We start from the raw sequence: 14,127 nt of genomic DNA on the forward strand, positions 1-14,127 counted from the left end.
AACCTGCCGAAGCAGGTTTTCTCAGATTAAATCGCATCAATCAGCTGGTCAGATCGTCAAAGAACTTCTTTACACCACTGAAAAAGCCTTCGGACTTAGGTTTGTGCTTACTCGCCGCTTCACCGCCACAGGATTCTTCAAATTCACGCAACAGTTCTTTCTGACGCGAACTCAGATTGACCGGAGTTTCAACAACCAAGCGTACAATCAGATCTCCGGCGGCTCCGCCACGGACATTCTTCACACCTTTACCACGCATCCGGAACATTCTGCCGGTCTGAGTCTCTTCAGGTACTTTCAGATTAACCCGCCCGTCAAGTGTCGGAACTTCTACTTCACCACCCAATGCAGCCATTGAGAAACTGACCGGAACTTCACAGAACAGATTATTCCCTTCACGTTCAAAGATATGGTGCTCTTTAACGTGAACCTGAACGTACAGATCTCCGGCCGGAGCGCCCATTTCTCCGGCTTCACCTTCTCCGGAAAGACGGATCCGATCTCCGGTATCAACCCCGGCAGGAATTTTCACATTCAGCGTTTTACGCTGTTGCTTACGGCCCTGACCATGGCAATCCCGGCACGGATCTTTCACAATCTTACCTTTGCCGTGACATGTCGGACAGGTCTGTTGTACAGCAAAAAAGCCTTGTCGCATCTGAACCTGACCATGTCCGTGACAGGTGCTACATGTCTCCGGAGATGTGCCTTTCTTCGCACCGCTACCGTTACAGGTATCACAATGTACCATGGTTGGTACTTCAATTTCTTTCGAACAACCGCGGACAGCTTCTTCTAAAGTGAGTTCCATATTGTAGCGAAGATCTGCACCGCGCTGTGGCCGGGCCTGACCACCGCCACGACGACCGCCACCGAAGATATCGCCGAACACATCGCCGAAGATATCGCCAAAATCAGCACCGCCGCCACCAAAGCCGCCGCCGAAGCCGCCACCGCCCTGTTCAAATGCTGCATGACCATACTGGTCATAAGCCGATTTTTTCTGAGGATCTGTCAACACCTCATACGCTTCTTTTACTTCTTTAAACTTTTCAGCTGCGGTGTCATCGCCCGGATTACGGTCGGGATGGAATTTCATCGCCAGGCGTTTATACGCCTTTTTGATATCACGCTCAGAGGAATCACGGCTTACGCCTAAGATTTCGTAAAAATCACGTTTTGACATGTTCTTCGTCACCAATTAATTACTGCAAGCAACTACTCGTCGCCCGGTAGATGTATCGATATAGATGATATTTCACACGATTATGAAACATGACCTAAATCGACACGCAGATTACAAACAGACGGGCGTCAGAGTCCCCCCAAACGCCCGTATCATACCTGAAAAGGTTTGAAATCATATCAATGAATTACCCATTCACTGATTATTTCTTCTCATCTTTTACTTCTTCGAACTCAGCATCAACGACATCATCATCCTGACCTGATGCTTGTTCTGCACCACCAGCCTGCTGTTGTGCCTGAGCCTGCTGCTGAGCAATTTCCATCAGTTTCTGAGACGCAGTCATCAGAGCCTGAGTTTTCGCATCAATTTCTTCTTTGTCGTTGCCTTTGCTGGCTGTTTCCAGCTCGCTGATAGCTGTTTCGATTTTCTCTTTATCTTCCGCAGGAAGCGCATCACCGGCTTCTTCTACCTGTTTACGGGTTGCGTGAACGATTTGATCAGCCTGGTTACGGGCAGTTGCCAATTCTTCGAACTTCTTGTCCGCTTCTTTGTTTGCTTCTGCTTCCTGAACCATTTTCTCGATTTCATCATCGCTCAGACCACCAGATGCCTGAATGGTAATTTTCTGCTCTTTGTTGGTCTGCTTATCTTTTGCAGAAACATGCAGAATACCGTCCGCATCAAGATCGAAGGTAACTTCGATTTGTGGCATACCACGTGGAGCAGGCTGAATACCTTCCAGATTGAACTGACCCAGCGACTTGTTGTATGTCGCCTGTTTACGTTCACCTTGCAGAACGTGAATCGTTACTGCACTCTGGTTATCTTCTGCAGTTGAGAATACCTGATTCGCTTTGGTTGGAATCGTGGTGTTTTTCTCAATCAGCTTCGTCATCACACCGCCCATGGTTTCAATACCCAGAGACAGAGGTGTTACGTCAAGCAGAAGAACGTCTTTTACATCACCGGCAAGTACACCACCCTGAACAGCAGCACCAACAGCAACAGCTTCATCCGGGTTAACGTCTTTACGGGCTTCTTTACCAAAGAATTCAGCAACTTTCTTCTGAACCATTGGCATACGTGTCTGACCACCAACCAGAATAACGTCAGTGATGTCATTTACAGAAAGATCAGCATCAGCCAGAGCAACTTTCATTGGCTCAAGAGAGCGTTGCACCAGATCTTCAACCAGAGACTCAAGTTTCGCACGAGTCACCTTGATGTTCATATGCTTAGGACCGGTTGCATCTGCTGTGATATAAGGCAGATTCACATCAGTCTGTTGTGCTGAAGACAACTCGATCTTCGCTTTCTCAGCCGCTTCTTTCAGACGCTGCATTGCCAGAGGATCATTTTTCAGGTTGATACCCTGCTCTTTATTGAACTGGTCAACAAGATAATTGATCATGCGGTTATCGAAGTCTTCACCACCCAAGTGTGTATCACCATTGGTTGCCAGTACTTCAAATGTTTTTTCGCCTTCTACATCATCGATTTCGATGATGGAGATATCAAATGTACCACCACCCAGGTCGTACACAGCAATAACACGATCACCACCTTCTTTGTCCAGGCCATAAGCCAGTGCAGCAGCAGTCGGTTCGTTAATGATACGTTTTACTTCCAGACCTGCGATACGGCCGGCATCTTTTGTTGCCTGACGCTGCGCATCGTTGAAGTATGCCGGAACAGTAATTACCGCACCAGTAACCGCTTCACCCAGAAAATCTTCCGCGGTTTTCTTCATTTTCTTCAAAACTTCAGCAGAAACCTGTGGTGCAGCCAGTTTTTCATCTCTGACCTGAACCCATGCATCACCATTATCAGCCTTAGTAATTTTAAAAGGCATGATTTCGATATCACGTTGTACTTCTTCGTCCTCGAAACGACGACCGATCAAACGCTTGATTGCAAACAGCGTGTTTTCAGGGTTAGTGACCGCCTGACGTTTTGCTGGCTGACCAACAAGTGTTTCTCCATCTGTATACGCAATCACAGAAGGGGTTGTGCGTTCACCCTCAGCATTTTCAATAACACGAGGTTTACTACCATCAAGTACAGCAACACAAGAGTTTGTAGTACCTAAGTCAATACCAATGATCTTACCCATCAGGACATCTCCGAATAATTCTATTGTCGTTTTGCCGATACCCCAGATATGGGGGTGGAGAATCGGGTTTCAACCCCTTACTCACTGCTCAACAAACGAAGTTTGCTTCTCTTATGCCCCTTAAATAAGGGCGGAAAATACCTTTTCAAGGGGAAAAATAAAAAAAATGAAAATTTCCCTGTTTTCCGGGCATAAACACCAACCAAAACCCGGTTATCAAGCCGGATTCCCGCCAATACAGCTAAATAACCTAAAAAACAAAATACATGCAGATCTCACAAAGTTGCGCTCTGTTTGGTGACATAACCAATATTTTCCCGTTTCCGCTATACCCAGACACATCAACATCATGCTATCAAAACCGATACACTGTGATTACAACTCTTATACATGTACCTACATCATGTGACTATGTATCCTACTAAACAGAAGAACAGGGAGTTTTTATGTACAAGCTCGTCAAAAAAGGATTAATGATTCTCGGGCTGGGTATCGCATTACCGGCAATTGCAGACAACTACACCATCGGGACAGGTAGCCAGAGTGGGACTTATTACCCGCTTGGCGGTACGCTGGCTAAAATCTGGAGCGAGAATATTCCCGGTTTCAACATGCGTGCAGAAGTAACCGCCGCATCGGTGGAGAACATCATTAAAGTCTCGACCCAGAAACAACTGGTCGGTATTGCCATGGGCAATGTGGCGCTCAAAGCTTATCAGGGAGAAAAACCATTTCCGAGAAAAATGCCAGCTCAGGTGCTTTTCGCCCTTTACCCGAATGTCGTTCAGTTCATCGTACCGGCAGATTCGGATATTCATTCCATCAGTGATCTGAAAGGCAAAAAAATATCTCTCGGCGCACCCGGTTCCGGCACCCGTGTCAGTTCAGTCAACATTCTGAAAACACTCGGTATTACTGAAGATGATATCAAAGCACAGTCACTAAATTACACGGCAACGACCAGTGCACTGGCAAACGGACAAATTGATGCCGGTGTTATTGTCGGTAGCCTTGGTGTTGGTGCGATTACCGAGCTGGCACTGACCCGTCATATCCGGATTCTCTCTTTTACCCCGCAGGAACTGGAAAAAATCTCAGCTGCCAATCCTTCTTATCAGGCGTTCAGTGCACCGGCAGACAGTTATAAAAACGTTCCGGCGTTTCAGGTTCCGGCGGTCTGGAATGTTTTGGTAACCAATCAGAAGATGGATGACAAGCTGGCTTATGAAATGACCAAAGTCGCATTCGAGAATATCGACAAAATCCGTCAGGCTGTGGGCGTGACCAAATTTATGACCGTGGATAACATGACCAGACTGGAAGGTGTTCCACTTCATCCCGGAGCATTGAAATACTACCGCGAGCATCACCAATAAGGTGGTGCGTCCTCTGTTTGTTTAAGGAACTCTTGTTTTACGGACTCGTCCGTTCAACTCAGTCTGTTCAATGAATCAGGTTACGTTTTCACAAGAAAAACGTAACTTGGTTTTCTTTCACGAGCTCACATATGGAGTTAGCTATGACTCAGGAACCATCCAGCCACATGAAGTTTGCTAATAGTCTTACGGTGGCGACCGGCCTGATCGCAGTTTTGCTGACGGTGTTCCAGATATGGCAAGGTATTACAGCCGAACTGTCAGCGACCGTATTCAGACCGGCTCACCTCAGTTGGGTCTTGATTCTTGTCTTCCTGGCCTTTCCTCTGACCCGCGCAGAAACCGCATCTGCGGCTAAATATATTACACTACGCTGCCTTGATATCATGCTGATCATCCTGACCTGCTGGGCTGCCAGCCGGATTATCACATTCGACTATGATGATATCGGTTTTTTGCTCGACGGCTTACAGCCGCAGGATCAATACGCCGGACTGTTACTGTTACTCTTACTGCTGGAAGCGACCCGACGGGCTGTCGGTATGGTTATGGTGTTTATCGCCGTGATTTTTCTGGTCTACGCTCTGTTTGGCAATGTCCTCCCCGATGCCATTGCCAGTAAAGGTTTTTCTCTGGAAGAAATGGTCCGTTTTCATATTTACTCAACCAATGGCGTATTCGGGGCACCACTGGCAATAGCTGCCGGAGTTGTATTTATCTTTGTGCTGTTCGGCGCTTTTCTGCAAGTCAGCGGAGCCGGACAATTCTTTATCGACTGCGCCTTTGCGATTGCCGGGAAATCCCGAGGCGGTCCGGCCAAAGCCAGTGTTCTGGCTTCGGCGGCACTGGGGTCGATCTCCGGTTCAGCCATCGCGAATACGGTCACAACCGGCTCTCTGACCATACCGATGATGAAAAAGCTCGGCTATAAAGCAGAACAGGCCGCCGGAATTGAGGCCGCCGCATCAACCGGCGGGCAAATCATGCCTCCGGTTATGGGTGCCGGAGCGTTCGTGATGGCACAATTTACCGGCATTCCTTACAGTGAAATCATTCTGGTTTCAATTGCACCAGCCATCCTCTATTTCGCCTGTACGTTACTATATGTCCATCTGATGGCCTGTAAACTCAACCTACAGGGAATGAGCGAAACGGAAAAGATCAGTGGAATACTAAAACAAGGGTGGCACTTTCTACTGCCACTGGTGATGATTACCGTCCTGCTGATTATGAGTTATTCCCCAATCTTAGTCGGCATCGCCGGATGTGCCGCTATTCTCATTGCGGCGGTAACACGTAAACGCTCTCAAATCAGTCTCAGATTGGTCTTTGAAGGAATGAAAGAAGGTGCCATTCTGGCACTGCCAATATCGATCGCCTGTGCTACTGCCGGAATCGTGGTCGGCGTGGTCGGACAAACCGGCATCGGTCTGCAATTTACCCAGTTTCTGACATCACTATCCGGCGGTCATCTCTGGTCAGCCCTGCTCTTTATTGCAATCGCGGCAGTCATTCTGGGAATGGGCCTTCCTGTAACCGCCGCTTATATCGTCCTGTCCGTCATGGCTGTTCCGGCTTTAATGGATCTGGGCATTCCCATGCTGACCGCACATATGATCGTATTCTGGCTTTCTCAGACATCGAATGTGACGCCGCCAATTGCACTGGCAGCATTTGCCGGAGCCGGTATCGCCAACGCCTCACCGATGCGTTCGGCGGTGCAGGCTTTCAAACTGGCACAGGGATTCTTCCTTATTCCGGCCATGATGGCATTTTCCGGTCTCATCTGGACCCAGACAGAAACCCCACTGGAGTTTATCGAATCGACCATCGCCTGCATCGCATTGATCGTCGCATTCGCCGGAGGAATTGAAGGCTATCTGTTCCGCCCTATGTCAGGGATATATCGACTGATCTTTTTATTGCTGGCAGCGATCACGCTGCTGTTTCCTCACCCTTACCGATTGGCAGGCATTCTGTGTATTGCACTGCTTATTCTTTTCGAGTGGAAAAGAAACCGCCAGAAGAATACCCGGTTACAGGCTTCGTAGAATCAGAACATCACCGGCACAAAAAAGGTTGGCAAAAGCCAACCTTTTCATTGGATGTTGATGAATCATTATTCGCATATCAAACAATTCACCCTCACCTGACTATACGTTACTTAGCAACCATAACCATCGCCGGACGAATCACTCGGCCATTCAGTTCATAGCCTTTTTGCATGACAAACATAACCGTGTTCGATTCATGATCGGGACTTTCCTGAATGGACATAGCCTGATGGAGTTCCGGATTAAACGTCTCTCCTTCAGGATTGATCTCTTTAAGACCAAACTTCTCAATTGTCCCGATAAACGTTTTGTGCGTCAGTTCGACCCCTTCCAGAAGTGGTTTAATCACTTCATTCTCAGTATCTGCTGCCTGAATCGCACGCTCAAGATTATCAATCACCGGTAACAACTCTTCAGCAAAACGACCCAACGCAAATTTACGCGCTTTATCGACTTCCTGCTCACTACGGCGGCGGATATTCTCTACCTCTGCCTGAGCTCGCAATACAGAGTCCTGTTGCTCTTTAACTTTATTTTCGCTGGAAAGCAGTGCGGCTTCCAACTGAGCAATTTTCGCATCCTGCTCATCAAGCTCTGGGGCATCGTTCTCATTCCACTCGATATCAGCGTCACTACCGACGACGACTTCAGCCTCAGTCTGTTCTTGCGCTACCGAATCCTGCTGCAGATCTTCTTCTTTGACTTTATTCTCTTCGTTGCTCATGATATCTCCAGAGTTCCATGATCTTTTGTATTGATGATTCTACATTCAACACACTAAACATTCGCATAAAAGCATAACTTGCCTTTATTATGGGGATGAAGATTCCTGATTCAAGCCTAATTCGATTGGAAACATTATGAAAAAATCTTTTGGCGTGATAGCCATCATTGGTAAACCACGGGACCAGTCTGCCATCCAAACGCATCGCGAGTTATATCAGTGGTTGTCAGAACAGGGATACACCGTATTTATCGATGATCGCCTCAGTAGTATTCTGACCGATATTCCGCCGCAAAATTTTTCGTCTTTACTTGAGCTGGGGAAAAAAGCCGACCTGGCGATTGCAGTTGGTGGTGACGGCAATATGCTCGGTGCTGCCAGAGTTCTTTCCCGTTTCGATATCCGGGTGATCGGTGTCAACCGGGGCAATCTGGGCTTCCTCACTGATTTAAATCCCGAAGATTTTCAGGCAGCATTACAGAAAGTACTCGCAGGCGAATATATTGAAGAAGAACGCTTTCTGCTTGAAACCGAAATTCATCGCCACGGACAGATCAAAAGCCATAATGCTGCGCTGAACGAGGCCGTGCTGCACCCCGGGAAAATTGCACACATGATCGAATTTGAGGTGTATATCAATGACGCTTTCGCTTTTTCCCAGCGTTCTGACGGCCTGATTATTTCGACACCAACCGGTTCAACGGCTTATTCACTTTCCGGCGGCGGGCCAATTCTGTCTCCGAGTCTCAGTGCGATTTCACTGGTACCGATGTTTCCGCATACGCTGTCATCCCGGCCACTGGTCGTTGACAGTGACTCCCGGATCAAACTGGTAGTTTCCCCCAATAACCGGGGAACTCAGGAGATCAGTTGTGACGGGCAGGTTTCTCTGCCGGTTTCTCCGGGAGATGAAGTCATTATCTACCGGAGCCCGAATAAACTCCATCTGATCCATCCCAAAGATTACAGCTATTATCACGTCCTGCGAAACAAACTGGGCTGGTCGAGTAAGTTGTTCTAAAGCGTCATTCACACACCTGACAAACTGGTGAAAATAAAATCACCAAACATCTTTACTGTATAAAGAAACAGTATATACTGTTTCTTTATACAGTATTGGTAAAATATACAGGTGTGAATATGCTGGCTCATTTAAGTGTCAATAATTTTGCAATCGTAAAATCATTACAGTTAGAACTTTCACAGGGAATGACCACTATTACCGGGGAAACCGGTGCGGGGAAGTCTATTGCTATCGACGCACTTAGTCTGTGTCTCGGTGGCAGAGCTGAAGCCAGTATGGTCCGCCAGGGAGAAGAAAAGACCGAAGTCTGTGCTGCATTTCTTCTTGATCACAATCTGCATGCCACCCGCTGGCTTGAAGACAATGAACTGTTAGACGGTACTGAATGTATTCTCCGCCGGGTAATCACCAAAGAAGGTCGTTCCCGGGCATTTATCAACGGCAATCCAGTCCCGATTTCACAGTTAAAGTCTCTCGGGCAGCTTTTAATTAATATTCACGGTCAACATGCGCATCAGCAACTGATGAAAAGTGAGCATCAGCTTACTATGCTGGATCAATATGCCGGTCATACCGAACTCCTGAAAAAAACTCGTCTGGCTTATCAAGACTGGCGTCAGTCCAGCAATGAACTCAAACAGCTACGGGAAAACAGCCAACAGAATCAGGCACAGGTTCAGTTGCTGGAATATCAAATCAAAGAGCTGGACGAACTATCAATCGGTGAAGATGAGTTTGCTGAACTGGAACAGGAATACAAACGCCTGACCAACAGTGGTGAACTTATCACTCATAGCCAAAATGCCATTCAGCTATTGAATGAAGGAGAAGAAGTCAACGCGATCGGTTTGCTGCAATCAACCAGCCAGATACTGATTCAGTTAGCGGAACTGGATGAGAAAATGGCAGTGCTACCTTCAATGATTGCAGAAGCATTGATTCAGTTGGAAGAAGCCAACAGTGAGCTACGTGGTTACCTGGATCGTATTGAAGTCGATCCTGAACAAATGGCGTATATCGAAGACCGTTATTCCAAAGTGATGTCACTGGCACGTAAACACTATGTCCTGCCAGAAGATCTGTATGAACATCACCAAAGCCTGTTACAGCAAATCGCAGCACTTGACTGCTCTGATGAAAAGCTTGAACAACTTGAAAGTGCCGTAGCAGAAAAGTATCAGTCATTCGTCAACCGGGCAGAAAAACTGCATCAGTCCAGAATGCGTTACGCCAAAGAACTCAACAAATTAATCAGTCAGAGTATGCACGAACTGAGCATGGAGAAAGCCAAGTTCCAGATTGAAATACAACACGACGGTAACCATCCGTCACCACTAGGATTCGATTCAGTCTGTTTCATGGTATCGACTAACCCGGGCCAGCCTCTGCAACCGATCACCAAAGTTGCATCGGGTGGTGAACTTTCCCGGATATCACTGGCAATTCAGGTTATTACGGCTCAAAAAGTCGAAACACCGAGTTTGATCTTCGATGAAGTTGATGTTGGTATCAGTGGCCCGACGGCAGCGGTTGTCGGAAAAATGTTGCGTCAGTTAGGTGAATCAACTCAAGTCCTGTGTGTAACGCATCTGCCGCAGGTTGCCGGCTGTGGGCATCAACAACTTTTCGTTGCCAAGCAAAGTAAAGGCGGAAAAACAGAAACCCAGATGCTCAAACTGGATACTCAACAACGCGTTGAAGAACTAGCAAGATTGCTCGGCGGAAGTCAAATTACCGAAACAACGCTGGCTAATGCAAAAGAATTACTTCTTGTTGCAGCATAATTAGTCTTCAATTTATTCATCTCTATTATCTAAATTCTAAATGTCGGGCTTTTTTATGAAGAAAACCTTCAGCCCGACATTTTATTTTGATTATTTTTCTAGTTTGATCTTAACTTAACAGAAAATTTATATAGAATGTGCCGCGATTTACCATCGCTAATTATAAAAGACACATTACAAATAATAAATTCACATTATGTTAAGAGAACAATGCATAGAACACATTGATAAAAACATCAATGGTGTTATAAAAATCATCGACCAGAAAAACACTTATTGGCTTAAAATAGGTGGAGAAGAGAAATCAAACTTTATCCGGAAAATATCCTCAATCGCCGGAAAGCTTAATTTACTCTCATTCTTTCAGTCAAAAGCAACCATGAATTCACTGTCCCGTTTTGAGCATGAAAAGTCGATGCTGCTCTACCTGAACTCAATTGGCTTTCAGGTTCCACAAATTACACTGGAGGGACGACATTTCTTTGTGACTCCTGATCAGGGATGTCCTATCTCTCAGATCGATGCTGACCGGATAACCGATGAAACTCTGGCACAACTTTTCTCTCTCTTTGCCCGGTTACATAACGCAGATATTGCCCATGGTCGGCCAGCGCTGCGCGATATACTGATCGATCAGCACAACCAACTGAGCTTAATTGATTTCGAAGAGTCAATCATGCATGCCAGTCCGATGCTAAAAGCCAGAGATATTTATCTGTTGCTGATGGATTTATGTCGTATCGAACATATAACCCTCGAACAAAAAAGAAAAGCCCTGCTCAGTTGGAGGCAGCAGGTTTCCGAAGATCACTGGACGAGTCTGTTAGAAATTCATCAATTACTACATAAATTTAAATTTCTTGCCCATATTGTTTTGTGTTTCAAGCAAAAGAATAAGTTAAGTAAACAACTACTGGAAACGTGCCATCTATTTAATACACTCTGATAACATTAATTCAAATATTAGCATCAGTTAAAATAGATAATTCAAAGATATAAACTCTGATATTTCTCAATATCTCATTTCAAATATTGAATCGCGAACAGAATATGATTCATTCACTGATAACTGAGATACCGGGAATACAAAAAATAATAACGATGAATTAAAGCGTTATTTTTAAACAATCGATACTGAAAACCGGCATACACCTTCAGGCAACCGCAGGGATCGCAGCCTGAAGGCACACAACACCTACAAGGTGAAGTCCTGTCAAATCATTCTCCAGAAAGCCAGGCAATATGTCCATTAAGGCATATAATGAATCATATTGATGAAAAAAATCGATCCGATGCAACAAAATCCAAAATTTGTAGTCTGAGTATATGGCAAGATGGCGGGGAATCCTTTTACTTCTTCACCAAGCTTGTTTATTATCAGCCAAGCGTTAACTCTAAATGACAATGTAGTAAACAAACTATGCAACTTAAGAAGTATCTCATTACCGCATCGTTAGCGATATTTATCCTGAGTGGATGTTCATCGGTTACCGATATGTTGGTTTACCGTATTGATATCAATCAGGGAAACTATGTTGATCAACAGGCAGTTGATCAACTGAAATTCGGCATGACCAAGCAGCAGGTACGTTATGTCCTCGGCTCACCCATGTTGGTTGAGAATGGTTATCCGGATACCTGGTACTACATCTATCATCATGTCGCGGGACATGAAGATCCGATCCAGAAGAATCTGATAGTCAGATTTGATAAAACTGGTTCACTGATTCACCTTGCTGGTGACTTTAATAATAGTGACAACTTCTTTGAAAGCATCCAGTAAATATTCATAAAAAAGCCCGCAATGCGGGCTTTTTCAATATTCATTAATCTTGCTGCTGCTTTTTGAGTGGATTCGGTTTTCCACCGGTCACCGGATCAGCTTTTCCGGCAACCTTTGCCTGTTCAGCCCGCTTCCTGCGAATCTCTTTCGGATCAGCCAGCAGAGGGCGATAAATTTCAATCCGATCTCTGTCGCGAACTGTCGAATCCAGCTTCACATTACGGCTGAAAATACCCACTTTATTCTTTTCCAGATCAATTTCCGGATACATACTCAGTACACCGGAATGGCGGATAATCTCTTCCACCGTCATCGACTGAGCCACAACCAGCGACAGAACCCGCTGCTCATGAGGAAGCGCATATACAACTTCAACGTGAATAGTACTGGCTTCATCCGTCATACATATACCTGCTTTGCCCGCTTGGTAAAAGCATTCACCATATTATTGGTCAGCTCATGAAACACCTTACCGAATGCCAGCTCAATCATCTTACTGGAAAACTCAAATTCAAGTTTCAGTTCGACTTTGCAGGCTAGTTCATCCAATGGTGTAAAATACCAGCCGCCACGCAGCATCTTAAACGGCCCATCAACCAGATCCATTAAAATGGCTTCACCTGTTTTTAACTGATTCGATGTGGTAAAGGTTTTGCTGATGCCTGCTTTAGACACGTCAACAGCAGCGACCATCTTGTCAGAATTCGATTCAATCACTCTCGCGCCGGAACATCCTGGTAAGAACTCAGGATAACGCATCACATCATTGACTAAATTAAACATCTGTTCAGCGCTAAACGATACCAGTGCAGAACGACTCACCTGCTTCATAGATGCTCCTTCATTCCTCTTTACATCCAAGCGGTGTGATTTTACTGTGATACACAAGTGAGCTCAAGGTCAGTGTGAAAACCCGGCTCATACAAAGACGAAAGTTGTACTCTGAAAAGAGTCGTTCCTGCCATTCTTATACCTCAATCACGTATATTTCGAGTCAATTCAAACAAAAGGATTTCCCAACACACACGCAATCCGTATAATACGCCCCACTATGGTAAAGAAAAAATCAAAAGCAGGGAGCAACACAATTGCTCTCAACAAGAAAGCCCGCCACGAATATTTCATTGAAGATGAGATAGAAGCAGGTCTGGAGCTTCAGGGCTGGGAAGTCAAATCACTTCGCCAGGGCAAAGCCAATATCGCAGAAAGCTATGTGTTCCTGCGTGGCGGAGAAGCATTTATCTCCGGCATGAGCATCACGCCACTGCAACAGGCTTCAACACACGTCGTCGCAAATCCGACCCGGGTGCGTAAACTGCTGCTTTCCCGACGCGAACTCGATAACTTATTCGGACGCATTAACCGTGAAGGGATGACCTTAACAGCGCTATCGCTGTATTGGTCCCGTTCATGGGTCAAGATAAAAATCGGGGTCGCCAAAGGTAAGAAGCTGCACGACAAACGTGACACGGTCAAAGACAGAGACTGGCAACGGCAAAAGGACCGGGTCATGAAGAGCTCTCTGCGCTAAACTTAACCATATGATTGTGCAGTACTAGACACCGGGAGCAATTCTGGTAGTATGCACACTCTACCTCTGGGGCTGATTCAGGATTCGACGGGAATTTTGCAGTCTGAGGTGCATGCCGAGGTGCGGTAGGCCTCGTTAACAAACCGCAAAAAAATAGTCGCAAACGACGAAAACTACGCACTAGCAGCTTAATAACCTGCTCAGAGCCCTTCTGCCCTAGCCTCCGCTTGTAGGACGGGGAGTTCAGAAGGTCAAAAACAATCAAGCTGGCGTGGATTCCCCCACCTGAGGGATGAAGCGTAAGATCTAATTCAGGTTAGCTATTCATTCGCGTGTCGGTTCGCAGGTGGTAGTGAAATTAAAGATCGACTAAGCATGTAGTACCAAAGATGAATGGTTTTCGGACGCGGGTTCAACTCCCGCCAGCTCCACCAAATCATAGTTTAAAGACGTCCTCGGGCGTCTTTTTTCTTGCCTGCAACAACCAAAAATCAATAACTTACGATATGTTATGGTCTTTTACAGTCCAGAGTAGATTTGCAAAATCCA

Annotated in this window: 12 protein-coding genes and 1 other RNA gene; 8 read left to right on the forward strand and 5 right to left on the reverse strand. The window is 45.9% G+C overall.

The window, feature by feature from the left end:
• Positions 1 to 40 precede the first annotated feature (40 nt).
• Positions 41 to 1,186: a molecular chaperone DnaJ gene (gene dnaJ / locus OCU74_RS11585; protein WP_087479875.1), complete on the reverse strand. Its 1,146-nt coding sequence runs from the start codon at positions 1,184 to 1,186 to the stop codon at positions 41 to 43.
• 202 nt (positions 1,187 to 1,388) lie between these two features.
• A complete protein-coding gene (gene dnaK, locus OCU74_RS11590; RefSeq protein ID WP_087479876.1) occupies positions 1,389 to 3,302 on the reverse strand; it encodes a molecular chaperone DnaK in 1,914 nt (637 codons plus the stop codon).
• 446 nt (positions 3,303 to 3,748) lie between these two features.
• Here dnaK and OCU74_RS11595 point away from each other — a divergent pair, with 446 nt between their 5' ends.
• Positions 3,749 to 4,678: a TAXI family TRAP transporter solute-binding subunit gene (locus OCU74_RS11595; protein ID WP_087479877.1), complete on the forward strand. Its 930-nt coding sequence runs from the start codon at positions 3,749 to 3,751 to the stop codon at positions 4,676 to 4,678.
• A gap of 143 nt (positions 4,679 to 4,821) precedes the next feature.
• Entirely contained in the window at positions 4,822 to 6,729 is a 1,908-nt protein-coding gene (locus OCU74_RS11600; protein ID WP_087479878.1) for a TRAP transporter permease, read from the forward strand.
• Positions 6,730 to 6,838: 109 nt separating this feature from the next.
• Here the strand turns inward: OCU74_RS11600 and grpE are convergent, their stop codons facing one another.
• Positions 6,839 to 7,456 carry a nucleotide exchange factor GrpE gene (grpE, locus tag OCU74_RS11605; protein ID WP_087479879.1) on the reverse strand — a complete coding sequence of 206 codons (618 nt, stop codon included), beginning with the start codon at positions 7,454 to 7,456 and terminating at the stop codon, positions 6,839 to 6,841.
• A 136-nt stretch (positions 7,457 to 7,592) separates the two neighbouring features.
• On the opposite strand from grpE, the gene nadK reads away from it, so the two are divergent.
• From nadK to bamE, 4 genes are all read left to right on the forward strand, one after another.
• Positions 7,593 to 8,477, forward strand: coding sequence for an NAD(+) kinase (nadK, locus tag OCU74_RS11610; protein WP_087479880.1), 885 nt, complete (start codon positions 7,593 to 7,595; stop codon positions 8,475 to 8,477).
• A gap of 119 nt (positions 8,478 to 8,596) precedes the next feature.
• Positions 8,597 to 10,264, forward strand: a complete 1,668-nt coding sequence (gene recN, locus OCU74_RS11615) for a DNA repair protein RecN (protein ID WP_087479881.1) — start codon at positions 8,597 to 8,599, stop codon at positions 10,262 to 10,264.
• Between the two features lie 196 nt (positions 10,265 to 10,460).
• Entirely contained in the window at positions 10,461 to 11,210 is a 750-nt protein-coding gene (locus tag OCU74_RS11620; RefSeq protein ID WP_087479882.1) for a BUD32 family EKC/KEOPS complex subunit, read from the forward strand.
• Positions 11,211 to 11,684: 474 nt separating this feature from the next.
• A complete protein-coding gene (gene bamE, locus OCU74_RS11625) occupies positions 11,685 to 12,047 on the forward strand; it encodes an outer membrane protein assembly factor BamE (RefSeq protein WP_087479883.1) in 363 nt (120 codons plus the stop codon).
• Between the two features lie 43 nt (positions 12,048 to 12,090).
• On the opposite strand, the gene OCU74_RS11630 is transcribed toward bamE, so the two are convergent.
• On the reverse strand, positions 12,091 to 12,450 hold the full coding sequence (locus OCU74_RS11630) for an RnfH family protein (protein WP_087479884.1): 360 nt from the start codon (positions 12,448 to 12,450) through the stop codon (positions 12,091 to 12,093).
• The gene (locus tag OCU74_RS11635; protein WP_087479885.1) at positions 12,447 to 12,878 is read right to left on the reverse strand and encodes an SRPBCC family protein; all 432 of its coding nucleotides are present in this window, start codon (positions 12,876 to 12,878) and stop codon (positions 12,447 to 12,449) included. Before OCU74_RS11635 ends, OCU74_RS11630 begins: the two co-directional genes overlap by 4 nt.
• A gap of 220 nt (positions 12,879 to 13,098) precedes the next feature.
• Between OCU74_RS11635 and smpB the strand changes: the two genes are divergently transcribed.
• Both smpB and ssrA read left to right on the forward strand, forming a co-directional pair.
• Complete coding sequence (gene smpB / locus OCU74_RS11640; RefSeq protein WP_087479886.1) at positions 13,099 to 13,578, forward strand: SsrA-binding protein SmpB; 480 nt, start codon at positions 13,099 to 13,101, stop codon at positions 13,576 to 13,578.
• A gap of 68 nt (positions 13,579 to 13,646) precedes the next feature.
• Positions 13,647 to 14,012: a transfer-messenger RNA gene (gene ssrA, locus OCU74_RS11645) on the forward strand.
• Positions 14,013 to 14,127: the final 115 nt, after the last annotated feature.

Source organism: Vibrio mangrovi (genome assembly GCF_024346955.1).
Classification (GTDB): domain Bacteria; phylum Pseudomonadota; class Gammaproteobacteria; order Enterobacterales; family Vibrionaceae; genus Vibrio; species Vibrio mangrovi.